This window comes from Xanthomonas sp. D-109, assembly GCF_017746095.1.
Lineage (GTDB): Bacteria > Pseudomonadota > Gammaproteobacteria > Xanthomonadales > Xanthomonadaceae > Xanthomonas_A > Xanthomonas_A sacchari.
Genome location: NZ_JAGHWV010000003.1, coordinates 160,168 through 186,814, shown reverse-complemented (window position 1 = coordinate 186,814; position 26,647 = coordinate 160,168). Strand labels below are relative to the sequence as shown.

Genomic DNA, 26,647 nt, shown 5'->3' with positions numbered 1-26,647 from the left:
GCGATGAGTTTCCAGGCAACCCCCTCGCAGACGGTCGGCCCCTACTACCGCATCGGGCTGGAACCGCTGTACCGCACCGAGATCGCGCCGCCACAGGCGCAGGGCACCCACGTGGAGATCGCCGGTAGCGTGTTCGACGGCAACGGCGCACCGGTCGGCGATGCGCTGCTGGAGATCTGGCAGGCCGATGCCGCCGGCATCTACGACCATGCCGCCGATCCGCGCCGCGGCGACCACGATCCGGCCTTCCACGGCTGGGGCCGGGTGCCGACCGACGCGCAGGGCCGCTTCGCCTTCCGCACGGTCAAGCCCGGGCGCGTCGCCGGGCCCAAGGGCCTGCAGGCGCCGCACCTGGTGGTGCTGGTGTTCATGCGCGGCCTGCTGCGCGCCGCGCCGACGCGGCTGTACTTCGGCGACGACGACCTGGACGGCGACGCGATCCTGGCGCAGGTGCCGGCCGAGCGCCGCGCCACCCTGGTCGCGCAACCGCAGGCGCCCAACCGCTACCAGTGGGACGTGCGCATGCAGGGCGAGCACGAGACCGTGTTCTTCCGCTACTGAGCGCAGCGACATCCCGCACAGGCCGCAGCGGTTACGCTGCATGATCTCTTCACCGCATACGAACCGATGAGCGTCTCCGAGTCCCTGTTGCGTCCGCTGTTCGGCGATCCGGCCGTCGATGCGCTGTTCGACGACCGTGCGCGCCTGCAGGCCATGCTCGACGTGGAAGCGGCGCTGGCGCGCGCGCAGGCGCGCTGCGGCGTGATCCCGGCCGACGCAGCGGCGCCGATCGCCGCCGCCTGCGATGCCGCGCGCTACGACCTGCCGGCGCTGGCCGCCGCCACCGCGCTGGCCGGCAATCCGGCGATCCCGCTGGTCAAGGCGCTCACCGCGCAGGTCGCCGCCGCCGACGAGGACGCCGCGCGCTGGGTGCACTGGGGCGCGACCAGCCAGGACATCATCGACAGCGGCGCGGTGCTGCAACTGCGCGCCGCGCTCGACCACGTGGAAGCGCAACTGGACGCGCTGTGCACGGCGCTGGCGGCGTTGGCGCAGTGCGAGCGCGACACCGGCCTGCCCGGGCGCACCCTGTTGCAGCAGGCGGTGCCGGTGACCTTCGGGCTGAAGGCCGCCGGCTGGCTGGACGCGCTGCAGCGCAATCGCCGGCGCCTGCAGGCGCTGCGCGAGGACGCCCTGGTGCTGCAGTTCGGCGGTGCCGCCGGCACGCTGGCCGCGCTGCAGTCGCAGGGCCTGGCGGTAGCCGAGGCGCTGGCGGCGGAGTTGCGCCTGCCGTTGCCGGCGCTGCCCTGGCATGCGGCGCGCGACCGCATCGGCGAGATCGGCGCGGCGTTCGCGCTGCTCGCCGGCAGCCTCGGCAAGATCGGCCGCGACGTCGCCCTGCTGATGCAGTCGGAAGTGGCCGAGGCGTTCGAGCCGGCCGCGGCGGGCAAGGGCGGCTCCTCGGCGATGCCGCACAAGCGCAATCCGGTCGGCTGCGTGGTCGCGATCGCCGCGGCCACGCGGGCGCCGGGCCTGCTGGCGACCCTGTTCGCGGCGCTGCCGCAGGAACACGAGCGCGCGGTCGGCGGTTGGCATGCCGAATGGGAGACCCTGCCGGAACTGGTGCGCCTGAGCGCCGGCAGCCTGGCGCAGGTGCGGGTGCTGGCCGAGGGCCTGGAACTGGACCGCGCGCGCATGGCCGCGCATCTGGACAGCCACGGCGGCCTGCTCTACGCCGAGGCGGTGGCGGTGACCCTGGCCGCGCACCTGGGCAAGGCCGCCGCGCACGCGCTGGTGGAAACGGCGGTGCGTCGTGCGCTGGCCACGCAGCAGCACCTGCGCGCGGTGCTGGCCGAGGAACCGCAGGTGACCGCGGTACTGGTGCCGGCGCAACTGGATGCGTTGTTCGCCAGCGACAGCTGGCGCGGCATGGCCGCAGTGTGGATCGAGCGCGTGCTCGCCGCGCAGGAGCGCGGGTGAGGCGCCGCGCCGTGCCTGTCTGCCGCAGTGTCGGCGACACGTTCTAGACTTGTCGGTGCCGCGCGGTTCCGTGCCGCCGTGGCTCCTTCCACTTTCCCTGCGAGCGCCGCCCATGCCGATCCTCGACCTGCCCACGCATCGTCTGCATTACCGCATCGACGGCAGCGAAGGCCGTCCGTGGCTGACCCTGTGCAACTCGCTCGGCACCGACCTGCACATGTGGGACGCGCAGATCGCCGCGCTGTCGCCGCACTTCCGCGTGCTGCGGTACGACCGTCGCGGCCATGGCGCGTCCACCAGCGCGCCGGCGCCGTACGCCATGGCCGACCTCGGCGGCGACGTGGTGGCGCTCTGGGATGCGCTGTCGATCGAGCGCAGCCATTTCTGCGGCCTGTCGATCGGCGGGCTGACCGGGCAGTGGCTGGGCCTGCACGCGGGCGAGCGCCTGCTCAGCCTCACCCTGTGCGCCACCGCGGCCAGGATCGGCAGCGCCGAGAGCTGGCAGGCGCGCATCGAGCAGGTGCGCGCCGAGGGCCTTGCGCCGCTGTGCGACGGCACCCGCACGCGCTGGTTCACCCCGGCCTTCGCGGAGGCGCAGCCGGCTACCGTCGAGGCGATCCTGGACAGCTTCCGTGCCACCGATGCGCAGGCCTACATCGGCTGCTGCCAGGCGCTGGCCGAGGCCGACTTCCGCGCGCGCCTGGGCGAGATCCGCGTGCCGGTGCTGGCCGTGGCCGGGCACGACGATCCGGTGTGTCCGCCAGCCGATCTGCAGGCCATCGCCGCGCAGGTGGCGCAGGGCGAGGACGCAGAGGTGCATGGTCGCCACCTGTGCAATGTCGAGTCGCCGCACGCCTTCAACGACGCGCTGCTGCGCTTCCTGCTGCAGTAGTCAGCGCCCGCTTTTCCCCACGTTTCAGGAGTCGCCCCGATGCACGAGAACGAACGCTACGCCGCCGGCCTGCAGGTGCGCCGCGCGGTGCTCGGCGATGCCCACGTCGATCGCTCGCTGGCTGCGCGCACGCCGTTCACCGAGGAATTCCAGGAGTTCATCACCCGCACCGCCTGGGGCACGGTGTGGACCCGCGATGGCCTGCCGCGGCACACGCGCTCGCTGCTGACCCTGGCGATGATGGTGGCGCGCGGCCACGACGAAGAGTTCAAGCTGCACGTGCGCGCCGCGCGCAACAACGGTGTCAGCGCCGACGAGATCAAGGAAGTGCTGCTGCAGGCGGCGATTTATTGCGGCGTGCCCGCAGCCAACCACGCCTTCGCCCTGGCCGCGCCGATCCTGGCCGAGCAGGCCGCCGAAGGCGGCGCATAGCGCGCGCCGCGCGCGCTCAGCGCACCTTGCGCACTTCGGTGACCGCCGGGCTCAGCCGCGTGCCATCGGCGGCGCGCGGCTGCATGCGCGCGACCGGCTTGCCGCTGCGCGTGTCGATCAGCACCGAGTGGCGCTCGCCTTGGTCGAACAGATGCCGTTCGCCCCATTGCCGCAGCGCCAGCACCACCGCGAACAGGTCCTCGCCCTTGGCGCTCAGCGCGTACTCGCGGTAGGCGCTGCCGTCGGACGCCTCGCGCGTCTCCAGGATGCCGGCCTCGACCAGCTTGCGCAGCCGGTCGGCCAGGATGTTGCGGGCCATGCCCAGGCTGCGCTGGAAGTCGCCGAAGCGGCGCACCCCATCGAAGGCATCGCGCACGATCAGCAGCGACCAGCGGTCGCCGATCAGGTCGGCGCTGCGCGCCACCGGGCAGGGCGACGCGGGCAGGGCAGGGCGGGACGGCATCGGCGTTTCCGGTCGGCGCTCGGCGGCAGTGGTTGCATTTTAAAACCTATCGGCCTAGCCTGAAACAAGTTTCGTTTTGAAACTGGAATGGGCGAGTCTTCGATCATGCACTCCGTCACCGCGGTGCCCTCCATGCCGCGTCGTCTGGTCTGGCTGTTCGCCATTGCCAGCGGCCTGAGCGTGGCCAACGTCTATTACGCGCAGCCGCTGCTGGATGCGCTTGCAGCGGATTTCCGCATCGGCCCGGCAGCGGTGGGCGGCGTGGTCAGCGCCGCCCAGGTCGGCTGCGCGCTGGCCCTGCTGTTGCTGGTGCCGCTGGGCGACCTGGTGGAGCGTCGGCGTCTGATGGCAGCGCAGGCGCTGGGACTGGTCGCGGCGCTGGTTGCGGTGAGCGTGGCGCGGTCGGCGCCGGTGTTGCTGGCCGGCATGCTCGCCGTCGGCATGCTGGGAACGGCGATGACCCAGGGGTTGATCGCCTATGCCGCCAGCGCCGCGGCGCCGCAGGAGCAGGGGCGGGTGGTCGGTGCGGCGCAGGGCGGTGTGTTCATCGGCCTGTTGCTGGCGCGGGTGTTCGCCGGCGGCGTCAGCGACCTGGCCGGCTGGCGCGCGGTCTATGGTGGGGCCGCGGCGCTGATGCTGGCGCTCGCGCTGCCGCTGTGGCGCTGGTTGCCGGCGCTCCCGGTGCCGCCGCAGCCACTGCGCTATCTGCGCCTGATCGCGTCCATGCTGACGCTGCTGCGGCAGGAGCGTGTGTTGCAGGTGCGCGGCGTGCTGGCGCTGTTGATGTTCGCAGCGTTCAACATCTTCTGGAGCGCGCTGGTGCTGCCGCTGCGCGCACCGCCGTACGCGTTCTCGCACACCGCCATCGGCGCCTTCGGTCTGGCCGGTGCGGTCGGTGCGCTGGCGGCCGCGCGGGCCGGACGCTGGGCCGACCGCGGCCATGCCCAGCGCACCAGCGCCGCGGCGCTGGTGGTGCTGGTGCTGGCCTGGTGGCCGCTGTCGTGGCTGCCGCACTCGCTGGCCGCGCTGCTGCTTGGCATCGTCCTGCTCGACCTGGCCGGGCAGGCGTTGCATGTCACCAGCCAGAGCATGATCCTGCGCGGCCGTTCGCACGCGCACGGCCGGCTGATCGGCCTGTACATGCTGTTCTACGCGGTGGGCAGCGGACTGGGCGCGATCGGCACGACCGCGACTTACGCGCAGGCCGGCTGGGTGGGCGTGTGTCGCCTGGGGGCGGCGGTCAGCCTGCTGGCGTTGCTGTTCTGGTGGGCAACGCGTCGGGTCGGTGCCGTGCCCGCGGCGCTCAGTCCAGCACCCGGCTCAGGCGCTGCGCCGCCTGCCGCAGTGCCGGCAACACCGTGCTCTGCAGGCTGCCCAGGGTCATCCGCGCCACCGAGCTGCCGACGTTGAGCGCGGCGACCACGCGGTCCTGGCGGTTGCGCACCGGCACCGCCACCGAGCGCAGGCCGATTTCCAGTTCCTGGTCCACCACCGCATAGCCGTCGCGCTGCACGCGCTCGAGCAGGGCCTGGAACTGCGCGCGGTCGGTGACGGTGCGTTCGGTGCGCGGGCGCAGCGGATTGCGCTCCAGGTAGCTGTTCAAGGTGTCGCCCGGCTGCGCCGCCAGCAGCACCCGGCCCATCGAGGTGCAGTACGCCGGCAGGCGGCTGCCGGCACGCAGGCCGATCGACATGATCCGCACGGTTTCCGCACGCGCCACGTACAGCAGGTCGTCGCCGTCGAGCACGCCCAGCGAGCAGGATTCGTGCAGGTCGTCGCGCAGCGCATCCAGCACCGGCTGCGCCGCCACCGACAGCGCGGCGGTGGACAGGTAGCCGCTGCCGATGCCCAGCGCGCGCGGCAACAGCACGTAGCCGCGGCCGTGGGTGCCGGCGTAGCCCAGCTTCTCCAGCGTGTACAGCACGCGCCGCACCGCCGCGCGCGGGATGCCGGTGTCGGCGCTGAGCTGGGCCATGCTGACGTCGCGGCTGTGCTGGCCGAAGGCGCTGAGCACGGCCAGGCCGCGCGCCAGCGAGGTCATGAAGTTCGGGTCGCCTTCGCATTCGCCGATGCGCCGCATCAGCTCCGCGGCCAGGCCGCGCTCGGGCGGGGTGGGAGCGGTAGCGGCACGCGCGGTGCGGCGTGCGCGAGGGGGACGCGGGGAATCGGACATGGAAGCGGCGGCGGCGGCGATGCGTCCGATGGTAGTGGCTGCATCCGCGGGCGTCGATGCCGTGGTGTGCGCGAGCATCGTCATCCACCAGGTGGCGGATGAACATCCACGATTCTTGTAGGAGCGGCTTCAGCCGCGACCGGGCGTTCCCGGGAACGCCCGGTCGCGGCTGAAGCCGCTCCTACGAGGGGTTCGAATTTCGGTCCCCGGCCTCAGTCGCCCAGCCGCACCACCAGCTTGCCGAAGTTGCCGCCGCTCAGCATGTCGATGAAGGCCTGCGGCGCATTCTCCAGCCCGTCCACCACGTGTTCGCGGTAGCGCACGCGGCCGTCGGCGAGCCAGGCGCCCATTTCGCGCAGAAACTCCGGATACAGCTTGACGAAGTCGCCGACGATGAAGCCGCGCAGGGTCAGGCGCTGGCGCAGCACCTGGCCCATCAGCGCCGGCAACCGGTCCGGCCCCGGCGGCAGCGCGCCGTTGGCGTTATAGGTGGCGATGGTGCCGCACACCGGCACGCGGGCGAAGTCGTTGAGCAGCGGCAGCACCGCATCGAACACGTGGCCGCCGACGTTCTCGAAGTACACGTCGATGCCGTCGGTCGCGGCGGCGCGCAACTGCTCGGCGAAGTCCTTGGCGCGGTGGTCCAGGGCCACGTCCACGCCCAGTTCCTCGCGCAGGTAGCGGCATTTCTCCGCACCGCCGGCGATGGCGATCACCTTGGCCCCGCGAAGTTTGGCGATCTGAGCCACGGTGGCGCCGACCGGGCCGGTGGCCGCGGCCACCGCCACGGTCTCGCCCGGCTGCGGCTTGCCGATCTCGTGCAGGCCGGCGTAGGCGGTGAAGCCGGGCATGCCATACACGCCGAGCGCGGTGCTCGGCGGCAGCGGCGAACGGGGATCGAGCTTGCGTCGCAGGCTGGCGCCGTCGACCACCAGATGGGTCTGCCAGCCGCCGTTCTGCACCAGCACCAGATCGCCCGGCGCATGGTCCGGAGAGTTGGATTGCAGCACTTCGGCCACGGTGCTGCCGACCATGGTCTCGCCCAGTTGCACCGGCGGCGCGTAGGACGGCGCATCGCTCATGCGACCGCGCATGTACGGGTCCAGCGACAGCCAGCGGTTGCGCAGCAGCACCTGGCCGGGGCCCGGCGCCTCGAGCGGTGCCTGTTCGGTGCGGAAGTTGTCGGTGCCCGGCGCGCCCTGCGGGCGCGAGGCGAGCACGATGCGGGTGGTCTGGGTGGGGGCGGTCATGCGGTTTCCTCACTTGCGGTATTCAATTGCGCGATGTCCTCGGCCGACAGCTGCAGGCGCGCGGCGGCGAGCAGGTCCTGCAACTGCTCCAGGCTGGTCGCGCTGGCGATCGGCGCGACGATGCCCGGCCGTGCCATCAGCCAGGCCAGCGCCACCTGGGTGGGCGTGGCGGCATGCTTGCCGGCGATGTCGTCGAGTGCGGCGAGGATGCGCAGGCCGCGCGCATTGAGATAGCGCGCGACCACGCTGGCGCCGCGCGCCTGGCTCTTGCCGGCGTCTTCGGCGCGGCGGTACTTGCCGCTGAGGAAGCCGCTGGCCAGCGCGTAGTAGCACAGCACGCCCAGGCCCTGTTCGCGCACCAGCGGTTCCAGTTCGGCCTCGTAGCCGGCGCGGTCGTAGAGGTTGTATTCCGGCTGCAGCGTCTCGTAACGGGGCAGACCATACTGCGACGAGACGTTCAACGCCTCGCGCAGCCGCGCGGCGCCGTAGTTGGAAGCGCCGATCGCGCGCACCTTGCCCTGTTCGATCAAGCGCCCGAACGCTGCCAGCGTCGCTTCCAGCGGCACGGAGTCGTCGTCTTCGTGCGCCTGGTACAGATCGATGACGTCGGTCTGCAGGCGCTGCAGCGAGTCCTCCGCGGCGGCGGCGATGTTGTCGGCCGACAGGCCCGGGCGTTCGGCCCACTTGCCGACCTTGGTCGCGATCAGCACCTTGTCGCGCTTGCCGCTGCGCTTGAGCCACTGCCCGATCAGCGTTTCCGATTCGCCGCCGTGGTTGCCGGGGACCCAGGCCGAGTAGATGTCGGCGGTGTCGATGAGATTGCAGCCGGCCTCGACGAAGGCATCGAGCAGGGCGAAGGAGGTCTTGGCGTCGGCGCTCCAGCCGAACACGTTGCCGCCGAACGCCAGCGGTGCCGCATGCAGGCCGGAGCGGCCGAGTTCGCGCGTGTGCAGCATGGAAAACGTTCCACTGTGGGGGAGGCGACAGGATAGTCGCCAGGGGTTGGGCGGTCGTCAAATGCTCGCGAAAACATCGTTCTGTAGACGTGATGCGCGCTAACGGAAGCGCAACATTCGGCGCTACCGGGCCGCGTGCTAGGCTCGCGCAACCTCTCTTGCGGATGCTGCCATGACGCTTCGAACCTCGCTCGCCTGCGCCTGCACCCTGGCGGTCGCCACTGCCTTGCTCGCTCCCGCGGCTCAGGCGATCAAGCCCGCCGATACCGCGACGCTGCCGGCGCCGGACGCCGCGTTGCAGACGGCGATCGACGGCAGCTGGCGCGACCGCGCCAATGTCGCCCGCGATGCCTACCGTCATCCCGGCCAGACCCTGGCGTTCTTCGGCATCAAGCCGACCCAGACGGTGATCGAGGTCACTCCGGGCAGCGGCTGGTATTCCGAGATCCTGGCGCCTTACCTGCGCGAGCGCGGGCAGTACATCGCCGCGGTGGTCGATCCGGCGGCGGTACCGGAAGGCCGCGGCCGCGACTACCAGCAGAAGGCGCGCGCCGGCCTGGAGCAGAAGTTCGCCGCGGCGCCGGCGCAGTACGACCACGCGCGCATCGTCGCGTATGCGCCGAACGCACCGGTGTTCGGCCCGCCCGGCTCGGCCGATCTGGTGCTGACCTTCCGCAACGTGCACAACTGGCGCATGGCCGGCCAGGCCGAGGGCATGTTCAAGGGCTTCTACAACGTGCTCAAGCCCGGCGGCGTGCTCGGCGTGGTCGAGCACCGTGCCAAGGCCGACGTGCCGGCCGACGACAAGAGCGGCTATGTCGGTCAGGCGCAGGTGATCGCCATGGCCGAGGCGGCCGGCTTCAAGCTCGCCGGCAAGAGCGAGGTCAACGCCAATCCGCGCGACACCAAGGATTATCCGGGCGGAGTGTGGACGTTGCCGCCGAGCAACCAGCACGAGGCCGCCGACGATGCCAAGTACCAGGCGATCGGCGAGAGCGACCGCATGACCCTGAAGTTCGTCAAGCGCTGAGCCGGCGCACGGGCGACGCGGCGCGGACGCATGGGACAATGCCTGCGCCGCGCCGTGCGGCGCAGGCCCGCCGCCGTTCCCGCCGATGCTGATCGCCTTCAACAAGCCCTTCAACGTGCTGTGCCAGTTCACCGACCGCAGCACGCCGCCGCGGCGCACCCTGGCCGAGTTCGGCCTGCCCGCCGACGTGTACGCGGCCGGACGCCTGGACTACGACAGCGAGGGCCTGCTGCTGCTGACCGACGATGGCGCGCTGGCGCATCGCCTCACCGATCCGCGGCACAAGCAGCCCAAGACCTACTGGGTGCAGGTGGAGGGCGCGCCGCAACCGGAGCAACTGCAACGCCTGCGCGACGGTGTGCTGTTGAACGATGGGCCGACCGCGCGGGCGGAGGTGACGTTGCTGGAGGCAGCGCCATCGCTATGGCCGCGCGATCCGCCGGTGCGCTTCCGCAAGAGCGTGCCAGATGCCTGGTTGCAGGTCGTGTTGCGCGAAGGACGCAATCGCCAGGTGCGGCGGATGACCGCAGCGGTCGGCCTGCCGACCCTGCGCCTGGTGCGCGCGGCGATGGGCGCGCACCGCTTGGACGGACTGGCACCGGGCGCGTGGCGCGCGCTGTAATGCGTGCGGTGCCGCGCGACGCGTAGGAGCGGCTTCAGCCGCGACCGAGGCGTTACCGATGTTTTCGGGTCGCGGCTGATCCATAAAAAAAGCGACCGGGATCTCTCCCGGTCGCTGTGTGTGGCACTGCGACGACCGTCAGGCCGCGCGCGCAGTTCACTCTTCGGTGGCGTCCTGCGCGGCTGCGGCGCGGCGCGTGCCACGGGTGCTGGCAGCGCTGCGGCGCGCACCGACGTTGCCGCGCTTGTTGGCCGCTTCGATACGCTGGGCATTGCCTTCGATCGGCGCACCCTTGTCGCGCTGGCGCTTGCGGTAGATGGCGTAACCCAGCAGGCCCACGCCCACCGCGGCGGCAGCGATGGCCACGGCCGGATTGCGACGCACCGCGGTACGCGCGACCTTGGTGCCGGTCTTCACCGCACCCAGCGCAGCGCCCGCCTTGAGCGCGCCCACCGCCTTGCCCGACTGCAGCCACTTGTTCGCCTGCGGGCCGAAGTGCTTGAGGCTGTCGCCGGCGTGGCTGGCGAGATCCAGGGCGCGGTCGGTGATGATGGTCAGCTTGCTCATGGGCGTCCCCTACTGGCAGGAATGAAGGGCTGCAGTGTCGCCCTCGTACCGTATACGGGGCGTTAGCGCAGCGCCGTGGATTCGTCTGCCCGCTGAATGCGGTGCGCCTGACCCACTAGGTGCCGCGCGGCTTGGCGCGGTGGCTGGCGGTGGCGGTCCACGGGTCGTCCGGCCACGGGTGGCGGGGGTAGCGACCCTTCATTTCCTTCTTCACTTCCGGATAGGTGCTGGACCAGAAATTGCGCAGGTCCTGGGTGACCTGCAGCGGCCGCCCGCCGGGCGAGAGCAGGTGCAGCAGCAGCGGCACGCGGCCGTCGGCGATGCGCGGGGTGTCGGCCAGGCCGAACAGTTCCTGCAGCTTGACCGCCAGCACCGGCGGCTGCGGCTGCCCGGCATGGTCCAGGCTGTAGTCGATGCGCCGTTCCATGCCCGAGGGCACCGCGATGCGCACAGGCGCATGGCGGTCGATGGCCTGGCGCCGGTCCCACGGCAGTCGCGCCTTCAGTGCCTCGCCCAGTTCGTCCTCGCCCAGCGCGTCGAGCCGGGTCTTGCCGGCGAAGGCCGGGCGCAGCCAGTTGTCGAGGTTGTCCAGCAGCGCGGCATCGCCCAGGTCCGGCAGGTCCAGTTCCGGCATCCACTGGCGCAGCCCGGCCACCCGCGCGCGCCACTGCGTCAGACCCTCGCTCCAGGGCAGCGTCTGCAGTCCCAGCTCGCGCACCGCCTCGGTCAGCGCCGCGGCCGCCTGTGCCGGCGCGACGCGGCCGGCGGGGCGACTGTCGAGCACGATGCGGTCGAAGCGGGTCTCGCGCAGCGCGCTCAGTGCGCGCCGCTCGGCATCCCAGCGCACCACGTCCTCCTGCGCGAAGCGCTGCGGGAACTGCGTGCGCAGGTAGCGCTCGTCCACCGGCGCGGCGCGCAGCAGCAGCGCGTCCTTGGCCTCGTGGCGCAGCTCGGTGACGACCAGCCAGGGTTCGCCGCGCAGGTCGCTGTTGTCGAACAGGCGCGCGCTGCGGCCGTTGGCCAGCAGGTAGCGCAGCGGATCGCTGGGATGGCGGGTGCCGATGCGGTCGGGAAAGGCGTGCGCCAGCAGATCGCCGAGTTCATGCGCCTCCACGCTGTCCGGCGCGGCGGCGTCGCTGCGCAGGCGCCGCCGCCACTGCCTGGCCGCCGCGTCGATCGCCGCCAGCGCGCCGCGGTTGGCGTCGTGCGGCACGCGGCCGCGGCGGAACGCGGCCAGGGCGCGCCAGCGCGCAGCCAGTGCGTCGCCGCCCTGGCGTAGCGGATCGCGCGCTTCGATCAGCGCGGCGAGGTCGCAGGCCAGTGCCTGTGCGCGCGCATCGCCGGCGGCCAGCAGCATCGCCGCCAGCCGCGGATGCGTGCCCAGCGCGAGCATGCGCCGGCCGCTGGCGGTGATGGTCCCGTTCGCGCCGAGCGCGCCCAGCCGCTGCAGCAGTTCGCGGGCGGCGGCCAGCGCGCCGGGCGGTGGCGGATCGACGAAGCGCAGGCCATCGCTGCCCCAGGCGGCCAGTTCCAGCGCCAGCCCGGCCAGTTCCACCTGCAGGATCTCGGCGCGGCGTTGCGCCTCCAGGCGCTGCGACTGTGGCCACAGCCGGTAGGCCCAGCCGCTGGCGACGCGGCCGGCGCGGCCGGCGCGCTGGTCGGCCGAGGCCTGGGCGATGGCGGTCACGTCCAGCCGCGAGAAGCCGCTGTTGGGATCGTAGTGCGGCTCGCGCGCCAGCCCGGCGTCGATCACCACGCGCACCCCGGGCAGGGTCACCGAGGATTCGGCGACGTTGGTCGCCAGCACCACCCGCCGCCGCCCCTGCGGATCGGGCTGCAGCACCTTGGTCTGCTGCTCCACCGGCAACTCGCCGTGCAGCGGCAATACCTCGATCCCGCTCCCTTCTCCCTGCGGGAGAAGGTGGCGCGCAGCGCCGGATGAGGGTGCGCCAGAGGCGGTGCCGGCTGGAGTAAGACCCTCAGCGACACCTGCCGGAGCACCACCCACCACCGCACCACCCCCAACCCCCGCCGCCTCCAGCGCCGCCTGCACCCGCCCGATCTCGCGCTGCCCGGGCAGGAACACCAGCACGTCGCCCGGATGCTGCTGCAGCGCGTGCTCGACCGCGCGCCGGGCCTGCGCCTCCAGCGATTCCTCGCGTCGCGCCGGGAAATGCGCGATCTCCACGGGAAAGCTGCGCCCGGCGCTGGACAGCCGCGGCGCGTCGAGGAACTGCGCCAGGCGCTCGCCGTCCAGGGTGGCCGACATCACCACGATGCGCAGGTCCTCGCGCACCTGCGCCTGCACGTCCAGGGCCAGCGCCAGGCCCAGGTCCGCGGCCAGGTGGCGCTCGTGGAACTCGTCGAACAGCAGCGCGCCGACGCCGTCGAGCATCGGGTCGTCCTGCAGCATGCGGGTCAGGATGCCCTCGGTGACCACCTCGATGCGGGTACGCGCGGACACCTTGTTCTCGAAGCGGATGCGGTAGCCCACCGTCTCGCCCGGCGCCTCGCCGCGCTGCCGGGCCATGAAGGTGGCGGCACTGCGCGCGGCGACCCGGCGCGGTTCCAGCATCACGATGCGCCGGCCCTGCAGCCACGGCGCATCGAGCAGCGCCGGCGGCACCTGGGTGGTCTTGCCGGCGCCGGGTGGGGCTTCCAGCACCAGGCGCGGGTGGGCGGCGAGGCTGTCGCGGAGTTGCGGCAGCAGCGGATCGATCGGAAACACGGCGGACGTCATCGGCAAAGGATACGTGGCCGCCGCGCCGCCGTGGAGCGACGACAGGCGCGTGGCCCGTACAATTGGCTGCTGTCCCGGCTGATTCCCGCGCAACCGCATGACCCTGATCGACATCGGCGCCAACCTCACCCACGAGTCCTTCGATCGCGACCGCGACGCCGTGCTGCAGCGCGCCCGCGCCGCCGGCGTCGCGCAACTGGTGGTCACCGGCGCCAGCCGCGAACACTCGCCGCTGGCACTGCAGTTGGCGCAGCAGCATCCGGGCCTGCTGTACGCCACCGCTGGCGTGCATCCGCACCACGCGGTGGAGTACACCGCCGAGTGCGACGCCGAACTGCGCGCGCTGCATGCGCATGCCGAGGTGGTGGCGGTGGGCGAGTGTGGCCTGGACTACTTCCGCGACTTCTCGCCGCGGCCGGCGCAGCACCGAGCGTTCGAGCGGCAGCTGCAACTGGCGGTGGACACCGGCAAGCCGCTGTTCCTGCACCAGCGCGACGCCCATGCCGACTTCATGGCGCTGATGCGCCAGTTCGACGGCAAGCTCGGTCCGGCAGTGGTGCATTGCTTCACCGGCAGCCGCGAGGAACTGTTCGACTACTTGGACCGCGACTGGTACATCGGCATCACCGGCTGGCTGTGCGACGAGCGCCGCGGCGCGCACCTGCGCGAGCTGGTGAAGCACATCCCCGCCGAGCGGCTGATGATCGAGACCGATGCACCGTACCTGCTGCCGCGCACGCTCAAGCCGACACCGAAGGACCGCCGCAACGAACCGGCGTTCCTGGCGCACATCGTCGAGGAGCTGGCGCGCGATCGTGGCGAAGACGTGGCGACGGTCGCCGCCGCCAGCACCGCTGCTGCGCGGACGTTCTTCCGCTTGCCGATGCCGGGCTGAGGACGTTGGCGCAGCGGGTTTCGTGTTTGGGGATTCGTGATTGGGGATTCGTAAAAGCGCGTTTGCCTGTACGCGTCTTTTGTAGGAGCGGCTTCAGCCGCGACCGGTCAAGCGGTCGCGGCCGATGGTCCGGTGGTCATGCCGATCCTCTGCGCGACCGTGCCGGCCGATGCGTCGGTGGATATCCTGGACGGAGTGGGTTGGCGTTTTCTTGTGGGAGGGACTTCAGTCCCGACGCACGACGGTGTCAGTCGGCGTTGGGCTTCATCCGTCGCGGCTGAAGCCGCTCCTAGGTGGGTAACGTGAGTCGGCTTGCCCGGGTGGCGCCCACCCGCCTCAATCGACCTGCGCGTCCTCGCGCTTGGCTTCGGCCATGGCTTCCGGCTCCAGTTCCTCGGCGCTGCGGTTGAGCTTGACGAACACGCCCCAGGCGACCAGCAGCAGCGCCGCGCACAGGCCCACGGCAGACGCGTAGGGCAGCTTGGACGGATCGTCGTGCATCAGTTCGAAGATCGACACCAGGGTCTCGATCGCCAGGGCGATGACGATGACCACGAAGAACCGCGACAGGTAGCGGCGCACCCGGGTCGGCCCGCTGACCTTGACGTCGCGCTGCACTTCTTCCTCGTAGATGGTCTGGCCCAGCTCCAGGGTCACCAGTGCCACGGTGAGCAGCCCGATCGCTTCCAGCACCACGTTGAAGCGGTCGCGCACCACCAGTTCGCCGCCCGGCGTCAGGCCGTGCCATAGCTCGAGCACGGCCATGCAAATCAGTCCGGCCGCGCACAGCAGGAACAGCAGGATGATGAGGAAATGCCCGCCGCGGAACAGTTTTTCCATGCGCGTGCCCGTCGCTCGCCCCTGTGTGGTGGGCGAGCATAGGCGCCAGGCGCGTCAGCGGCGCGCGAAGACGCACGGCCGCCCTCGGGACGGCGCGGGTACGGCACTGCCCGGAGCACCGTGGCCGGCGTGCGCAGGGCAGGGGCGCGTTGCACGCGGCACCGGCGTCCCGCGGCAAACCTCAGCGCGCGGGCAGACCGGCCTGGTAGGCCTGCAGGTGGCAGTACGCGGCCATCAGCAGCGGTGCCGCATGCCCGGCGTTACTGGCGCGGACCAGCATGTCGCCGACGATCTGCTGCGCCTCCACCTGCTGTCCGGCCTCCAGGTCGCGCAGCATCGACGCCTTCATCGGCGAGCCTGGCTGGGTCAGCAGGTGCAGCGCGCTGGCCTGCGCTGCCTCCGGCACCGGTTCGCCGGCCGCCGCGGCCACCGCCGTGCATTCGGCATACAGGCCGCGCACCAGCGTCACCCCATCGTCGCTGGCGACGATACGCCCGATCGGCGCACGCATCAGGCAGGTGGCTGCAGCCAGTGCGGTGAGGAAGGTGTACTTGATCCATTGCTCCTGCGCGATCCGCGGCGTGGCCAGATGGTCCACGTCGGCTTGCGCGCAGGCCTCGGCCAGTGCGCGCACGCGCGCGCTGTCGGCGCCGCGGCCGTCGCGCTCGCCGAAGGTCAGCGAAGCCGGCTTGGCCAGGTGCTGGATCGCGCCGTCGGCATCCAGCACCGCGCTGATGAAGCACAGCCCGCCGACGACCTGCTCCGCACCGAAGCGTGCATCCAGCGCCCGATAGTGGCGCAGGCCATTGAGGATCGGCAGCACGCTGGTGCCCTCATGGACCGCAGGCGCCACCGCATCCAGTGCGCTCTGCAGGTCGTAGGCCTTGCAACTGAGCAACACCAGATCGAACGGCCGCGCCTGCGCGGCGCCGGGCAGCGTGTCGGCGGTGAGCGTGCTCACCGCGATCGCCGCATCGCCGCGCGGACTGCGGATGCGCAGGCCGTCGCGCTGCAGGCGTGCGGCCCGTGGCGGCCGCACCAGGAAGCTGACATCGACGCCGGCCTGGGCCAGGCGTCCACCGAAGTAACCGCCGGTCGCGCCGGCGCCGAGAATCAGGATACGCATGAGACGTGGATCGCCATGGAGTGGGAGGCGTCCGACTGCGGGAACGCATGCCGGAAAACGAGCGCGCGTGCGATCCTGTCGACGATGCGGCGCAATCGGTCATGCCGTTGCGCCGCACCACGACCCGCACGCATCAGGGTGACCGCATGCAGCGGTACCCGGTGCGGCTCAGCTCTTTTTCACCAGCTCGACGCGACGGTTCTGCGACTTGCCTTGCTCGGTCGCATTGTCTGCCACCGGGTCGGCATCGCCGAAGCCGGCCGCGGTCAGGCGCGACGCGTCGATACCCTGCGCGACGAGCGCGGCGACCACTGCCTTGGCGCGTCCTTCCGACAGCGTCTTGTTGTGCGCGGCATCGCCGGTGCCATCGGTATAGCCGTTGACGGCCAGCTTCAACGCGGCGTCCTGCTTGAGCAATTGCACGACCTGCGCGATCTGCGGCTGCGAGTCGGGCAGGATGTCGGTCTTGTCGGTGGCGAAGTTGACGTGCAAGGCCACCTTGCCGGTCTTGTCGATCTGCGTCTTCAGTTCGCTGGCCGGCAGCAGGCTGGCGGTGACCTGCAGCGGCTTGGTCTCGGCGATCAGCAGGCCGCCACCGAACTGGTAGCTGCACAGGTGGATCCAGATGTCGCGGTCGGCGCGATGCACCACGAAGACCTGCGCCGGATTGTTCCAGATGTCGCCCAGGCCGCTGTTGTACTTGGTGGCGAAATCGCGCGGCCACTCCTTGATCTTCTGCGTCGCCGCCTCGGGAATCCGACCGTCGAAGATCTTCTTGCCGCCGAGTGCGGTCACGACGGCCTCGATGTTGCGGGACAGTTCCAGGTCGGAGAAGGTCTTGCCCTGCGCCGCATCGATGTGCGCCGACCAGACCTTGCCCTCGACCGGCTGCAGCCGATCGCCGGTCCAGAACGGCACCTGGTCGAAGTCCGCGACGTCCGGCGTGCTGCCGGTGACATAGCCGGTGGGCAGTGCGATGTACGGGAAATCTCCCAGTGCGACGTCGGACACCGGCAAGCTGGCCGGATCGAATGCCGTGCTGGCGGTAGCGTGCTGCGTGGACGCGTCCTGCGTCGCGCTGGCGGTCGCCGCGGGGGGCGCCGCTTGGTCGTCGGGATGCGCGGGCTGCTCATGCTTCTTGCAGGCGCTCAGGCTTGCGATGGCGGCCAGGGCCAACGTCGCCGCTACTGCTCTTTTCACGGAGATACTCCTTGTCGGGGGACGAACCAATCTAGTGTAACGGCGCGATCGGCCGATCTTGCTGCAGAACCATGAATCCGCGTCGACCAGGAGTGGGCGACGTGCGCATGGATTGCAGGTGACGCGGGATCAGTGCGCGAGATCGGGCGGCTGGAACAAGGCATCCGGCTGCGGGCCGTAGTCGACCCGTTGGATGTCCCAGTGCTGTTGCTGTTCCAGTCCGGTCTTGCCGCGATAGGCGAGCACCAGTCCGGTCTCGCGGTCCAGCCACATCGTGCCTTGCCGGGTTCTGCCCGGCCCATCCGGATTGGCCAGGCGGTACCGCCATTGCACCGCGTCGCGGCCCGCACGCAGGCCGCTGTCGCCACGCTGGCAGTCGGCGAACATGCCAAGTCCCGCGCAGGGTTGCTCCGGATCGAAGCGTAGCGGCCAGCGCATGCCGGGAACGGGCATGGCACCCCCTTGCTGGCCCACGATCCAGCCGGTGGGCGCACCCTTTGCCAGGATCAGCGCATACGACCGACCGCTGGCATCCTGGAACTGGATCCGCAACGCGTCGTCGCGAAAGAACACCGTCGCCGGTTGCACCGCACCGCGTGGCTGGATCCGGCTCAGGCCGCCAAGTTCGTTGGTGCTCACCTGCGCCACGCCGGAGAACGCGGCATCCTCGGCGCACGCCGAGCCGGCAATGATCTGGCACAGCAGTGCAACGCACGCCAGCAGCGCGAGACGGGGCATCACTTGTCGAGGTTGCCTTGCGTGTAGATCGGCGACTGCATGCGCACGATCGCATAGCTCTCGATGGGCAGGCGCCCGGTGAGCGGCTGCAGGGGAGAGGCTTCGAACGTACCTGCTTTCAGGTACTGCGATTTCCCGCCCAGCACCCAGCCGACGAAGGGCACCACCAGTGGCGCGTCGTAGACCACCTTGATCTTGAGGATGTTGGCGTCCTGCACATTGACGCCGCTGCTGCCGATCGCGTCGCTGCGATAGGCGAGCGTGTCGTTCGGCAACGCGTACTGGCCGTTGTACTGACGTTCGCGGAAGTTGCTCCATGCGGCCCGCGTGGGATTGATCACGGTGATGCGGCCGTGCAGGGTGAGGTCGGCGAATGCCTTAGCGTATGCCACTTCGAGCGCGGCCTGGCCGGTGTCGTGGGCGTACAGCGGCATCATGCCCTTGGCGAAGCCCTTGCGCATCTCCATGCGGTCCACTCCGCTCACCGCACCCGCGCGCGCTGCCATCAGCGCGGCGTAATCGAGCGTGGACTTCATGCGGTACAGCAGCACGGCCTGGATGACCGCAAGCAACAGGAACAGCAGCACCGGCGTGATGATCACCAGTTCCACCATGGATTGGCCGCGCATCGACGTGCGGCTGCGGAGAGTGCGGACGCGTGCTTTCATGAGCGAGCTCCTGTAGAGGAAGGCGCCGGCGCGGTGGCGCGCCAGTGCCAGTGTTCGCCGCGTTGCGGTTGCAGGCGGTCCAGCGCACCGCCATGGAACTCGATGGTGGCCGCGGCGCGCCGGCACATCGCCGTGCGATACGGCCTGACGTTCTCGCGCCACTCCAGCACCACATCGTCCTGGCTCAGGAACACCAGATCCAGCGGGTAGCCCATGCCGATGGTATGCACGCTGGCGCAGGGGCGGATCAGCAAGGCCTCCGATCCATCGGTTGCTAGCGTCGGGCGCGCCAGCAGTCCGCGCGCGCGCGACCACCAGGTATCCGCCGCCCACACCTGCGGGATCGGGATGCCGGCGCTGCGCTCGATGCATCCACGCTTCACAGGATGCCCTCCTGCAGCATCTTCAAGTAGATGAAGTAGCCCAGGAACAGGAAGATCAGCGGGAAGAAGAACATCACCAGCGGCAGCATCATCTTCACCGGTGCCTCCAGCGCCAGCTTTTCGGCACGCAGGAAGCGCTCCTCGCGGCGCTGGTTGGCCTGTGCGCGCAAGGTGTCGCTAAGGTTGGCGCCGACCTTGTCGGCCTGGATCAGCGCACTGGTGAAGCTGGTAATCTGCTGGATGTCCATGCGCTCGGCCATGCGCCGCAGCGCCTCGGCGCGGGGCAGGCCGGCGCGCAGGTCGCGCAGCATGCGCGAGAACTCCTGCGACAGCGCGCCGGACGGTCCCTTGGCGACCGCCTGCTCGATGCCGCCGGTGACGTTCAGGCCGGCCTCGACCGACATGGTGATGAAGTCCAGATAGACCGGCAGGTCGCGCACCACGGTCTTCTGCCGCGCCTTGCGCCGCTCGCCCAGCCACAGTGCGGGATACAGCCAGCCCAGCACGCCGCCGAACAGCAGGCACATCAGGCCCGAACCGATGCCCAGGTGGCCGAGCATGCCGGTGCACAGCAGGAAGAAGGCGATCACCACCAGCGCGCTGGCCATGCGCAGGCCGTAGAACTCTTCCGGCGTCAGCGTGTAGTCCTGGCCGGCGGCCTGCAGCTGGCGGTGGGTCTGTTCCAGTTGCGCCACGCTCAGGCGCGGCGCGATGCGCCGGGTCAGCACCGTCACCAGCGGCCACATCAGTTGCATCAGCCGCGGCAGCGGGTCGTAGTAGGTGCGGTCTTCCAGCTCGACTTCGCGGATCACCCCGCGCGTGCCGATGACCACCAGGGCGACGGCGCCGGCGGCCAGAAGCGCGATGAGGACAAGCATCCAGGTCATACGTCGATCGTCATGATCTTCTTGCAGAGACGGTAGCCCAGGTATTCCATGACCAGGCAGATGGTGATCACCACCCAGCCGTGCCAGCTGTGGAACATCGGCTGCATGGTTTCGCTGTACATCAGGCTGAGGTAGCCGATCAGGAACACCGGGAGCATCGCCATGACGATGCCCTGCAGGCGGCCCTGCGCCGTCAGCGACTTCACCTTCTTCTCCATGGTCAGGCGGCGACGCAGCGTTTCTGCCAGGGTCGCCAGGGTCTCGGCCAGGTTGCCGCCGACCTCGCGCGAAATATTCACCGCCGAAACGAACAGCTCGGCATCGGTGATGGGAACGCGCTTGCTGAAGTTCTCCATCGCCTCTTCGGCGCGCAGCCCCATGTGTTGTTCGCGCAGCACCAGCGCCAGTTCCTGCGCCAGCGGCGGTTGGCCGTCGTGGACCAGCACTTCCATCGCCGGCGCAAAGCCGACGCCGGCGCGCAGGCTGCTGGACAGCATCTGCAGCGCGTCGGGAAGCTGCTCCTGGATCTTCTCCAGCCGACGCTTACGCAGGAACGCGTAGACCTTGCGCGGGGCGAAGATCAGGAAGATACCGATCAGCACCGCGATGACCAGGCTGCCGGTCAGCATCCACACCAACAGCGGGATGACCACCATCACCACGGCGCTGATCATGTAGACCTGGGCCGGATCCAGGAACAGGAACATATCCGCCAGGTTCATGCGGGCCTGGTCCATGAAGCTCTCGCGGTAGCGCTTCAGGAACTGCTCGCTGGAGCGCGCGATCAGCAGGATGGCCATCGCGGTTCCGGCGAACACCAGCAGGGCGATCAGCCACAGGCCCATCAGCGCGCGCCTCCCTGGTTGCGGAAGATGCCAAGATCCACCGACACGCCGCGCTCGGCGAGCTCTTCGTAGAACTCGGGCACCGCACCGGTCGCCACGAAGTTGCCGGCGACCTTGCCGTCAGGGCCGTGGTAGGTGGTGGGCTTGAACAGGAACAGGTCCTGCATCTGGATGGTGCCGCTTTCGATGCCGGTGATTTCGGTGATGTGGCTGACCTTGCGCGAGCCGCAGGGATAGCGGCGCTGGTGCACGATCAGGTTGACTGCCGACGCGATCTGCTCGCGCACCACCGTCATTGGCAGCTCCATGCCGGCCATCATCACCATCACTTCCAGGCGGGAGAGCGTCTCGCGCGGATTGTTGGCATGCGCGGTGGTCAGCGAGCCTTCGTGGCCGGTGTTCATCGCCTGCAGCATGTCCAGACACTCGCCGCCGCGGCACTCGCCGACCACGATGCGATCCGGGCGCATGCGCAGCGCGTTCTTGACCAGGTCGCGGATGGTGATCTGGCCCTTGCCCTCCATGTTGGGCGGGCGGGCTTCCAGCGCCACCAGGTTGGGTTGGACCAGTTTCAGTTCCGCTGCATCCTCGATGGTGACCACGCGGTCGCCGTCCGGGATGAAGTTGGACAGGATGTTCAGCAGGGTGGTCTTGCCCGAGCCGGTACCGCCGGACACCACGATGTTGCGACGCTCGCGCACGGCCATGATCAGGAAGTCCAGCATCGGCTGGTTCAGCGAGCCGAATTTGAGCAGGTCCTCGCCCATCAGCCGGCGCGTGGCGAATTTGCGGATACTGATGCTCGGTCCGCGCAAGGCGACCGGCGGGATCACCGCATTGACGCGGGAGCCGTCCTTGAGGCGTGCGTCGACCAGCGGCGAACTTTCGTCGATACGCCGCCCCAGGGGCGTAACGATGCGTTCGATCGCGGCCAGACAGGCACGTTCGTTGGAGAACACCACCTCGGACTTCTGGATGCGCCCGGCACGCTCGATGAAGATGTCGTCGTGCGAGTTGACCATGATTTCGGTGACGGTCGGATCGTCGATCAGGTCTTCCAGCGGCCCCAGTCCGATCGCCTCGTCCAGCACCTGCTTGGCCAGTCTGCGCGGGCTGATGTCCGCCGGCAGATCGCTGAACTCGCGCTTGAGGATGTCGTCGATCAGGTTGATGGTGCTGTCGCGCAGCGCGCTGTCGTCCATGCTGCGCACGTCCATGCGCCGCAGGTCCATCTGCCGCACCAGCGCCATGTGCAGCTTGGTGCGCCAGGTGGCGATATCGGAGGGCGGAGGCCCGGCCACCACCATGTCTGTCGCGGCGGGCGCCGCCGTCTGGCGGTCGGGCGCGGTGTCGGTGGCTGCCGCGGGCGCTTCCGTGGCCCTGACCGCCGCGCCGTCGTTGGCGGCAGGCGTCTGCCGGACGATGCGTGCATCGTCGCCGCTGACCTTCAGCATGTACTGGCCGATGCGGATCTCGTCCTTGCCGTCGATCGGCCCCTGCTTGGCCAGCACCACCTTGCCGTTGAGCGTGATCGGCTCGCGCCCGCCCAGGGGCAGGATGAACACGCCGTCGTCCTCGCGCAGCAGGGTGGCGTGCTTGCCGGCGATGTTCCAGCCCTGCAGCATCACCAGATTGGCATCGGCGCGGCCGATGCCGCACTCGCGGTGCATGCACTTGACCTGACGCGTGTCGCCTCCTGGCGTATTGATCAGCACTGTGAACATGGCGGTGAACCTTGTGCTCCGTGGGTGGTTACTTGATGAGCTTGTCTTGGCGGGGGCTGATTTCGTCCTGCAACTCCTTTTCGATCCCCTGGGCGCGCTGCAGATCCTGCAGGTTCTCCGGCGAGGTCGGGCTGACGATGCGCGGGGTCACGAAGATCACCAGTTCGGTCTTGTTGCCGCGGAAGCCATCGGAGCGGAACAGCTTGCCCAGGATCGGGATGTCGCCCAACAGCGGCAGCTTGTCCACGGCCTTGGAAGCCTCACGATCGAGCAGCCCGGAGATGACGATGGTCTGGCCGGCATTGACGTTCAGTTCGGTCTCGACGCGGCGCGTCAGGAAGCCGGGCACACCCTGCACCGACACCGACGGATCGATCCGGCTGACCTCGGCCATGATCGAGGTATTCACCTGATTGGACGAGTTGACCGACGGGTTGATGTTCAGGCGGATGCCGTATTCCTTGTACTCGATCTGGGTCTGGCCGAGGATCGACGGCACCACGATCGGCACTTCGCCACCGACCAGGAAGGTCGCGTTGCTGCCGCTCTTGGCGCTCAGCTTGGGCTGCGCCAGCACCCAGGCCTTGCCGCGGCTCATCAGCAGGTTGATCTTCGAGGCGATCGTGGTGGCGATGCCGAAGTAGCCCTGCGGCCCGGGCAGCTTGGTGGGCAACTGGTCCTTGATGTCCTGGAAGGTCTGGTTGTCCTGCGGCAGCACGCGGAAGTAGTTGTTCGTGGTCACGTCGCGAATCAGGCCGCCGATCGGACCGTCGATGGTGCTGTCCCAGCGGATGCCCAGATCCTCCACGGCGTTCTTGTTGAACTCCATGATCGACACGTCCATCTGCACCATCGGCCGCATGCCGACCGGGTCGGCGCCGGCGAAGTTCAGCACCTGCGGATAGATCTTCTGCAAGGCCTGGATCTTGGCGGTGGTGGCGGCATCGACGTCGTTGCCCGAGATCACCACATTGGAGCCGATGGCCCGCACGGTAACGCCCGGCGTATTGCCCAGCAGTTCGCGCACGGTCTCGGCCGCGCCTTCGGACTTGCTGCCACCGACCGTCACGTTGACGTCGCGCTGGCTGCCGTCGGCCATCCACAGGTGGACGTTGGTCTCGCCGGGCTTGGTGCCGATCATGACCAGTTCGGACTTGCCGACCGAGAAGACGCTCAGGACCTCGCCGTCGCCGACCGCGATGCGGCGGAGCGTACCGGGGACCCGCCGCACCACGGCCTCGCCGGCGTAGATGCTTTGCGACGGCTGGATCAACGGGGCGACCGAGGGCTTCTTGTCGCCGGCCAAGGCGACGCCGCCACCGCCCGACGAAGCGTTGCCGTTGCCCAGTTCCTGGATCTGCGATTCCACCGTCTGCTTGAGCTGGTCGACCTGGCGTCCTTGCGCCATCAGTCGGGCCTGTTCTGCCGACGGGGCATCCGCCGCCTGCCCGGTCGCCGGCGGCGCTGCTGGCGTGGTCGCCGGCGCGCGCGCGGCAGGCCGTGATGCCGCAGCAGTGGTGGCGGCCTGTTGTGCCGATGCGTTCCATCCCCCGATGCCCGCCAGCAGCAAGCCGGCCAACCATGGCGCCGATGTCCCGGCCTTGCTCCTGCGACGGCGTGTAGCTTGCGTCATGCTTAACCCTTTCCGCCAATGATGAACTCTACGCGGCTGCTTCCGCTGCCTGTGTTTGCCGGATCGCCCGATCCCAGCGATCGCAACAACTGACTCTCGCTCATGCCCGTCGCCGCGCCGGGCGAGGTGTCCTGAACTTCGCGCAGCAGCACGCGCACCGCGCCCACCTTGGAGGCGACGGCGAGCTGCTTGGCCTGATACTGGTCCAGCTCCAGGGTGACGCTGGAGAAGCCGGTGGACGTACTGGATTCCTCGCCTTCCTTCGGCGCCGTCTCGCCGATGCGGCTGCCGGCCGCCAGTACCTTGATCTTCTGCAGCAGCGGGAACACCTGCGCGCCCGATGCCTGGCTGCCGGCGGCGCCATTGCTGCCGGTGGAGGCGTCCTTGACGAAGAAGATGTCGATCAGGTCGCCCGGCGCGATCATGCCCGAGATCGAATTGTTCTCGTCCACGCTCATCGTGTAGGCGACCTTGCCCTTGGGAATCAACCGCGAGAACTGGTCGTACAGCGGAACCAGGGCGCTGGCGCTCAACGGCGCGCCGCCCCGTGCCGGTGCACGCAATATCCTGCCTTCGAACTGGGTGTGGTTGTCGGGCGTGACCGCGTCGGCCGGCGCGAACTCGGCCGGGATCGTGCGCAGGGCCAGATCGCTGCCCTGCAGGATGGCTCCCTGTGGCAGATCGTTCACCGGCACGGCGACGTCGACCATCGGCCGGTTGTCCTGGGTGCGTTCGGCGACGGTGGTGCGGATGTAGCTGACCGCAATGAAGGCGGCCAGGCCGGCCATGACCACCGCGACCAGGATGAAAAGGACGTTCTTGCTGAGTTTGGGTTTCTGCATTGAAGAGGCGCCGTCGGGCAGGTCATCGCGAGGGAAGAGGGATCACCCCACCAGCACGTCGGACGCCGAGATGGCGTAGACGAAGGCGGCATAGAGATCTTTCAGGGCTGTCACCACGTCGGTGATCACGTCGGGCTTGGCGATCAGCACGATCACCAGCGCCATCACCACCACCGTGTACTCGACCGTGGACTGGCCGCGCTGCAGGCGCCGGCAGGACAGGGCGTGCGCGTTCATTCGACCACCGCCACGATCACGGTGCCGGTCTGCCCGCGGCTCGAGGTCACTGTGACGCGATCGTCCTGCCGGGTGAACCGGGAGACGCAGTGCGGACTGCTCGCGGTGCAGGTCGACGAGGAGCCGTCGCGCGCATAGCCTTGCCCGGCAAAGTAGCGCGCGTAGTACTGCTGGTTCTGCAGCGGCGTGTAGCGGTTGAGCATGCTCAGCGTCCTGACATGACGCGGCGTGTCCATGTAGACGATGTCCTCGGCGACCTGTGTCTCGGGCAGCCGGCCGAAGCCCTTGCCGACGCCGTCGGCGGGCAGATCCTTCTTGGGAACTTCCATGACGCCGATCTGGCCCTGCGTGCGATTGGCATCGCCACTCAGTTCCACGGTGATGTAGTAGCCGTCCCTGGTCATGTGCCCAAGCACGGTCTTGTTGCCCATTGGCGTGGTCACGACGGCGTTGCCCCACTCCTTCCGATAGAACTGCTCGACCTGCTTCGGCGATTCGGCGACACGGAAGCGACTGGCCCGCATGGCGATGCCGTTGTAGAGCATGTGCTCGGACACGATCTCGCCCGAGGCCTGCTCGGGAACCGGGACATCCGGCCAGTCCAGCGCATGCGCCTGCTGCGCCGCGACCGTCGACAAGAGCGCGCCAAGCCCGCCAGCGAGCATGCGGTGGGAAATGCGCGGACTCATGGCTTGCCCGGCTTGACCGGGTAGTTGGCGAGCTTGTCTGCAGGCACGACATCCGGCTCGATCGCGCCCAGCTCGAGATCGCCGAGAGAGCCGACCATGGGCAGGATCGGGGTCAAGGGCTTCAGCACGTCGAAGACCCGGTCCAGCCCGTCGAAGTAGGAGACCGGCGCCAGGGGACGCACCGTGGCGATCACGCTGCGCGCACCGCTGCGCGGACCGGAGGCATTCCAGGCATCGGTCAGCAGTGTCTGGTGACGCTTGTCGGCCAGATCAAGGTTGTCCAGCGGCTCGAGAAAGCGCGCGGGTCGGCCATCCGCGGTCTTCAGGTCGCGATAGTTCAACGTCACTTCCGCCGTGACATAGCCGCTCTTGTTGGGTGGGAAGGCATTGTCGAAATAGTTCTTCGGTAGCAACTGGGCCGCCTCGTCGACGTAGCCGGGAGAGCCCCTGTTCGCTGTACGCGTGATCGCCAGGTCGCGTTTTTCCAGCAGCTTCTGGTTCGAGAAGGTATTGAGCATCTGATCGGCGAAGGCACCGCTGCTGGCGCCGGATGTGCGGCTGGTGATCGGCGCGTCGGCGTCGGCAAAGTTGCGGTCGAGCGCCTTGCCTTGCAGCGCGGCGCGGCTGGCCGGCTGATAGTTCTTGGCCACGCTCGCTTCCCAGGCGGCGTTGCGTGCCGCTTGCATCGCCATCTGTTTGCCGTGCCCCAACTTGGCGACAACCGGGATCAGCAGGAACAGCGGCACCAGCACAGCGGCACAGACCGCCAGCTCCACCATCCCCTGTCCGCGCATCCTGCGCGCTGGTGCAAAGAGCGTCGTCTTCATGCCGTGTC

28 protein-coding genes are annotated in these 26,647 nt (G+C 69.4%); 8 read left to right on the top strand and 20 right to left on the bottom strand.

Features of this window, described 5'->3' with window-relative positions; all coding sequences use genetic code 11:
- Positions 1-3 precede the first annotated feature (3 nt).
- The 4 genes from pcaG (at position 4) to pcaC (ending at position 3,304) form a co-directional block, all read left to right on the top strand.
- On the top strand, positions 4-561 hold the full coding sequence (gene pcaG, locus J7357_RS05280) for a protocatechuate 3,4-dioxygenase subunit alpha (protein WP_209245254.1): 558 nt from the start codon (positions 4-6) through the stop codon (positions 559-561).
- 66 nt (positions 562-627) lie between these two features.
- Positions 628-1,980 carry a 3-carboxy-cis,cis-muconate cycloisomerase gene (locus tag J7357_RS05275; RefSeq protein WP_209245253.1) on the top strand — a complete coding sequence of 451 codons (1,353 nt, stop codon included), beginning with the start codon at positions 628-630 and terminating at the stop codon, positions 1,978-1,980.
- Between the two features lie 112 nt (positions 1,981-2,092).
- Entirely contained in the window at positions 2,093-2,872 is a 780-nt protein-coding gene (gene pcaD / locus J7357_RS05270) for a 3-oxoadipate enol-lactonase (protein ID WP_209245252.1), read from the top strand.
- Positions 2,873-2,911: 39 nt separating this feature from the next.
- Positions 2,912-3,304, top strand: a complete 393-nt coding sequence (gene pcaC, locus J7357_RS05265; protein WP_209245251.1) for a 4-carboxymuconolactone decarboxylase — start codon at positions 2,912-2,914, stop codon at positions 3,302-3,304.
- Between the two features lie 16 nt (positions 3,305-3,320).
- On the opposite strand, the gene J7357_RS05260 is transcribed toward pcaC, so the two are convergent.
- Positions 3,321-3,767, bottom strand: a complete 447-nt coding sequence (locus tag J7357_RS05260) for a helix-turn-helix domain-containing protein (protein ID WP_152235696.1) — start codon at positions 3,765-3,767, stop codon at positions 3,321-3,323.
- 132 nt (positions 3,768-3,899) lie between these two features.
- Here J7357_RS05260 and J7357_RS05255 point away from each other — a divergent pair, with 132 nt between their 5' ends.
- On the top strand, positions 3,900-5,177 hold the full coding sequence (locus J7357_RS05255; protein ID WP_209245250.1) for an MFS transporter: 1,278 nt from the start codon (positions 3,900-3,902) through the stop codon (positions 5,175-5,177).
- Here J7357_RS05255 and J7357_RS05250 read toward each other — a convergent pair.
- From J7357_RS05250 to J7357_RS05240, 3 genes are all read right to left on the bottom strand, one after another.
- Complete coding sequence (locus tag J7357_RS05250) at positions 5,071-5,940, bottom strand: IclR family transcriptional regulator C-terminal domain-containing protein (RefSeq protein WP_209245249.1); 870 nt, start codon at positions 5,938-5,940, stop codon at positions 5,071-5,073. The two genes, J7357_RS05255 and J7357_RS05250, sit on opposite strands and share 107 nt — an antisense overlap.
- A 212-nt stretch (positions 5,941-6,152) precedes the next feature.
- Complete coding sequence (locus J7357_RS05245) at positions 6,153-7,190, bottom strand: NADP-dependent oxidoreductase (protein ID WP_209245248.1); 1,038 nt, start codon at positions 7,188-7,190, stop codon at positions 6,153-6,155.
- Positions 7,187-8,146, bottom strand: coding sequence for an aldo/keto reductase (locus J7357_RS05240; RefSeq protein ID WP_209245247.1), 960 nt, complete (start codon positions 8,144-8,146; stop codon positions 7,187-7,189). The genes J7357_RS05245 and J7357_RS05240 overlap by 4 nt, the downstream gene beginning before the upstream one ends.
- A gap of 172 nt (positions 8,147-8,318) precedes the next feature.
- On the opposite strand from J7357_RS05240, the gene J7357_RS05235 reads away from it, so the two are divergent.
- Both J7357_RS05235 and J7357_RS05230 read left to right on the top strand, forming a co-directional pair.
- A complete protein-coding gene (locus tag J7357_RS05235) occupies positions 8,319-9,176 on the top strand; it encodes a class I SAM-dependent methyltransferase (protein ID WP_010343706.1) in 858 nt (285 codons plus the stop codon).
- Between the two features lie 85 nt (positions 9,177-9,261).
- Positions 9,262-9,798, top strand: coding sequence for a pseudouridine synthase (locus tag J7357_RS05230; RefSeq protein WP_019800809.1), 537 nt, complete (start codon positions 9,262-9,264; stop codon positions 9,796-9,798).
- A 156-nt stretch (positions 9,799-9,954) separates the two neighbouring features.
- On the opposite strand, the gene J7357_RS05225 is transcribed toward J7357_RS05230, so the two are convergent.
- Together J7357_RS05225 and hrpB are read right to left on the bottom strand one after the other, a co-directional pair.
- Positions 9,955-10,365, bottom strand: a complete 411-nt coding sequence (locus tag J7357_RS05225) for a hypothetical protein (RefSeq protein ID WP_010343704.1) — start codon at positions 10,363-10,365, stop codon at positions 9,955-9,957.
- 115 nt (positions 10,366-10,480) lie between these two features.
- The gene (hrpB, locus tag J7357_RS05220) at positions 10,481-13,105 is read right to left on the bottom strand and encodes an ATP-dependent helicase HrpB (protein ID WP_244667289.1); all 2,625 of its coding nucleotides are present in this window, start codon (positions 13,103-13,105) and stop codon (positions 10,481-10,483) included.
- Positions 13,106-13,202: 97 nt separating this feature from the next.
- Between hrpB and J7357_RS05210 the strand changes: the two genes are divergently transcribed.
- Complete coding sequence (locus J7357_RS05210; protein ID WP_209245246.1) at positions 13,203-14,000, top strand: TatD family hydrolase; 798 nt, start codon at positions 13,203-13,205, stop codon at positions 13,998-14,000.
- Positions 14,001-14,336: 336 nt separating this feature from the next.
- Here J7357_RS05210 and J7357_RS05205 read toward each other — a convergent pair whose 3' ends face one another.
- The 14 genes from J7357_RS05205 to J7357_RS05140 form a co-directional block, all read right to left on the bottom strand.
- Positions 14,337-14,840, bottom strand: a complete 504-nt coding sequence (locus J7357_RS05205; RefSeq protein WP_010340560.1) for a hypothetical protein — start codon at positions 14,838-14,840, stop codon at positions 14,337-14,339.
- A gap of 181 nt (positions 14,841-15,021) precedes the next feature.
- Positions 15,022-15,966, bottom strand: coding sequence for a 2-dehydropantoate 2-reductase (gene panE, locus J7357_RS05200; RefSeq protein ID WP_209245245.1), 945 nt, complete (start codon positions 15,964-15,966; stop codon positions 15,022-15,024).
- A gap of 168 nt (positions 15,967-16,134) precedes the next feature.
- Entirely contained in the window at positions 16,135-17,166 is a 1,032-nt protein-coding gene (locus J7357_RS05195) for an OmpA family protein (protein WP_343237391.1), read from the bottom strand.
- A 129-nt stretch (positions 17,167-17,295) separates the two neighbouring features.
- Positions 17,296-17,904, bottom strand: coding sequence for a hypothetical protein (locus J7357_RS05190; protein WP_209245244.1), 609 nt, complete (start codon positions 17,902-17,904; stop codon positions 17,296-17,298).
- Positions 17,904-18,572, bottom strand: coding sequence for a TadE family protein (locus J7357_RS05185; protein ID WP_209245243.1), 669 nt, complete (start codon positions 18,570-18,572; stop codon positions 17,904-17,906). The genes J7357_RS05190 and J7357_RS05185 overlap by 1 nt, the downstream gene beginning before the upstream one ends.
- Positions 18,569-18,955, bottom strand: coding sequence for a DUF192 domain-containing protein (locus J7357_RS05180; RefSeq protein ID WP_209245242.1), 387 nt, complete (start codon positions 18,953-18,955; stop codon positions 18,569-18,571). The genes J7357_RS05185 and J7357_RS05180 overlap by 4 nt, the downstream gene beginning before the upstream one ends.
- Positions 18,952-19,842, bottom strand: a complete 891-nt coding sequence (locus J7357_RS05175) for a type II secretion system F family protein (protein ID WP_209245241.1) — start codon at positions 19,840-19,842, stop codon at positions 18,952-18,954. Before J7357_RS05175 ends, J7357_RS05180 begins: the two co-directional genes overlap by 4 nt.
- Positions 19,839-20,687 (bottom strand): type II secretion system F family protein, encoded by an 849-nt coding sequence (locus J7357_RS05170; RefSeq protein WP_209245240.1) that lies wholly within the window; start codon positions 20,685-20,687, stop codon positions 19,839-19,841. Before J7357_RS05170 ends, J7357_RS05175 begins: the two co-directional genes overlap by 4 nt.
- Complete coding sequence (locus tag J7357_RS05165; RefSeq protein WP_209245239.1) at positions 20,687-22,411, bottom strand: ATPase, T2SS/T4P/T4SS family; 1,725 nt, start codon at positions 22,409-22,411, stop codon at positions 20,687-20,689. The genes J7357_RS05170 and J7357_RS05165 overlap by 1 nt, the downstream gene beginning before the upstream one ends.
- Before the next feature lie 28 nt (positions 22,412-22,439).
- Positions 22,440-23,819, bottom strand: a complete 1,380-nt coding sequence (locus tag J7357_RS05160; RefSeq protein WP_010340551.1) for a pilus assembly protein N-terminal domain-containing protein — start codon at positions 23,817-23,819, stop codon at positions 22,440-22,442.
- Between the two features lie 227 nt (positions 23,820-24,046).
- On the bottom strand, positions 24,047-24,886 hold the full coding sequence (gene cpaB, locus J7357_RS05155; protein WP_209245238.1) for a Flp pilus assembly protein CpaB: 840 nt from the start codon (positions 24,884-24,886) through the stop codon (positions 24,047-24,049).
- Positions 24,887-24,928: 42 nt separating this feature from the next.
- On the bottom strand, positions 24,929-25,123 hold the full coding sequence (locus J7357_RS05150) for a hypothetical protein (RefSeq protein WP_209245237.1): 195 nt from the start codon (positions 25,121-25,123) through the stop codon (positions 24,929-24,931).
- On the bottom strand, positions 25,120-25,812 hold the full coding sequence (locus tag J7357_RS05145; RefSeq protein WP_244667287.1) for a hypothetical protein: 693 nt from the start codon (positions 25,810-25,812) through the stop codon (positions 25,120-25,122). Before J7357_RS05145 ends, J7357_RS05150 begins: the two co-directional genes overlap by 4 nt.
- Entirely contained in the window at positions 25,809-26,639 is an 831-nt protein-coding gene (locus J7357_RS05140) for a TadE family protein (RefSeq protein WP_244667286.1), read from the bottom strand. The genes J7357_RS05145 and J7357_RS05140 overlap by 4 nt, the downstream gene beginning before the upstream one ends.
- Positions 26,640-26,647: the final 8 nt, after the last annotated feature.

Coding starts and splice junctions, on each gene's coding strand:
- pcaG (WP_209245254.1), top strand. CDS start 4: ATGAGTTTCCAGGCAACCCCCTCGCAGACGGTCGGCCCCTACTACCGC.
- J7357_RS05275 (WP_209245253.1), top strand. CDS start 628: ATGAGCGTCTCCGAGTCCCTGTTGCGTCCGCTGTTCGGCGATCCGGCC.
- pcaD (WP_209245252.1), top strand. CDS start 2,093: ATGCCGATCCTCGACCTGCCCACGCATCGTCTGCATTACCGCATCGAC.
- pcaC (WP_209245251.1), top strand. CDS start 2,912: ATGCACGAGAACGAACGCTACGCCGCCGGCCTGCAGGTGCGCCGCGCG.
- J7357_RS05260 (WP_152235696.1), bottom strand. CDS start 3,767: ATGCCGTCCCGCCCTGCCCTGCCCGCGTCGCCCTGCCCGGTGGCGCGC.
- J7357_RS05255 (WP_209245250.1), top strand. CDS start 3,900: ATGCCGCGTCGTCTGGTCTGGCTGTTCGCCATTGCCAGCGGCCTGAGC.
- J7357_RS05250 (WP_209245249.1), bottom strand. CDS start 5,940: ATGTCCGATTCCCCGCGTCCCCCTCGCGCACGCCGCACCGCGCGTGCC.
- J7357_RS05245 (WP_209245248.1), bottom strand. CDS start 7,190: ATGACCGCCCCCACCCAGACCACCCGCATCGTGCTCGCCTCGCGCCCG.
- J7357_RS05240 (WP_209245247.1), bottom strand. CDS start 8,146: ATGCTGCACACGCGCGAACTCGGCCGCTCCGGCCTGCATGCGGCACCG.
- J7357_RS05235 (WP_010343706.1), top strand. CDS start 8,319: ATGACGCTTCGAACCTCGCTCGCCTGCGCCTGCACCCTGGCGGTCGCC.
- J7357_RS05230 (WP_019800809.1), top strand. CDS start 9,262: ATGCTGATCGCCTTCAACAAGCCCTTCAACGTGCTGTGCCAGTTCACC.
- J7357_RS05225 (WP_010343704.1), bottom strand. CDS start 10,365: ATGAGCAAGCTGACCATCATCACCGACCGCGCCCTGGATCTCGCCAGC.
- hrpB (WP_244667289.1), bottom strand. CDS start 13,105: ATGACGTCCGCCGTGTTTCCGATCGATCCGCTGCTGCCGCAACTCCGC.
- J7357_RS05210 (WP_209245246.1), top strand. CDS start 13,203: ATGACCCTGATCGACATCGGCGCCAACCTCACCCACGAGTCCTTCGAT.
- J7357_RS05205 (WP_010340560.1), bottom strand. CDS start 14,840: ATGGAAAAACTGTTCCGCGGCGGGCATTTCCTCATCATCCTGCTGTTC.
- panE (WP_209245245.1), bottom strand. CDS start 15,966: ATGCGTATCCTGATTCTCGGCGCCGGCGCGACCGGCGGTTACTTCGGT.
- J7357_RS05190 (WP_209245244.1), bottom strand. CDS start 17,904: ATGCCCCGTCTCGCGCTGCTGGCGTGCGTTGCACTGCTGTGCCAGATC.
- J7357_RS05185 (WP_209245243.1), bottom strand. CDS start 18,572: ATGAAAGCACGCGTCCGCACTCTCCGCAGCCGCACGTCGATGCGCGGC.
- J7357_RS05175 (WP_209245241.1), bottom strand. CDS start 19,842: ATGACCTGGATGCTTGTCCTCATCGCGCTTCTGGCCGCCGGCGCCGTC.
- J7357_RS05170 (WP_209245240.1), bottom strand. CDS start 20,687: ATGGGCCTGTGGCTGATCGCCCTGCTGGTGTTCGCCGGAACCGCGATG.
- J7357_RS05165 (WP_209245239.1), bottom strand. CDS start 22,411: ATGTTCACAGTGCTGATCAATACGCCAGGAGGCGACACGCGTCAGGTC.
- J7357_RS05160 (WP_010340551.1), bottom strand. CDS start 23,819: ATGGCGCAAGGACGCCAGGTCGACCAGCTCAAGCAGACGGTGGAATCG.
- cpaB (WP_209245238.1), bottom strand. CDS start 24,886: ATGCAGAAACCCAAACTCAGCAAGAACGTCCTTTTCATCCTGGTCGCG.
- J7357_RS05150 (WP_209245237.1), bottom strand. CDS start 25,123: ATGAACGCGCACGCCCTGTCCTGCCGGCGCCTGCAGCGCGGCCAGTCC.
- J7357_RS05145 (WP_244667287.1), bottom strand. CDS start 25,812: ATGAGTCCGCGCATTTCCCACCGCATGCTCGCTGGCGGGCTTGGCGCG.
- J7357_RS05140 (WP_244667286.1), bottom strand. CDS start 26,639: ATGAAGACGACGCTCTTTGCACCAGCGCGCAGGATGCGCGGACAGGGG.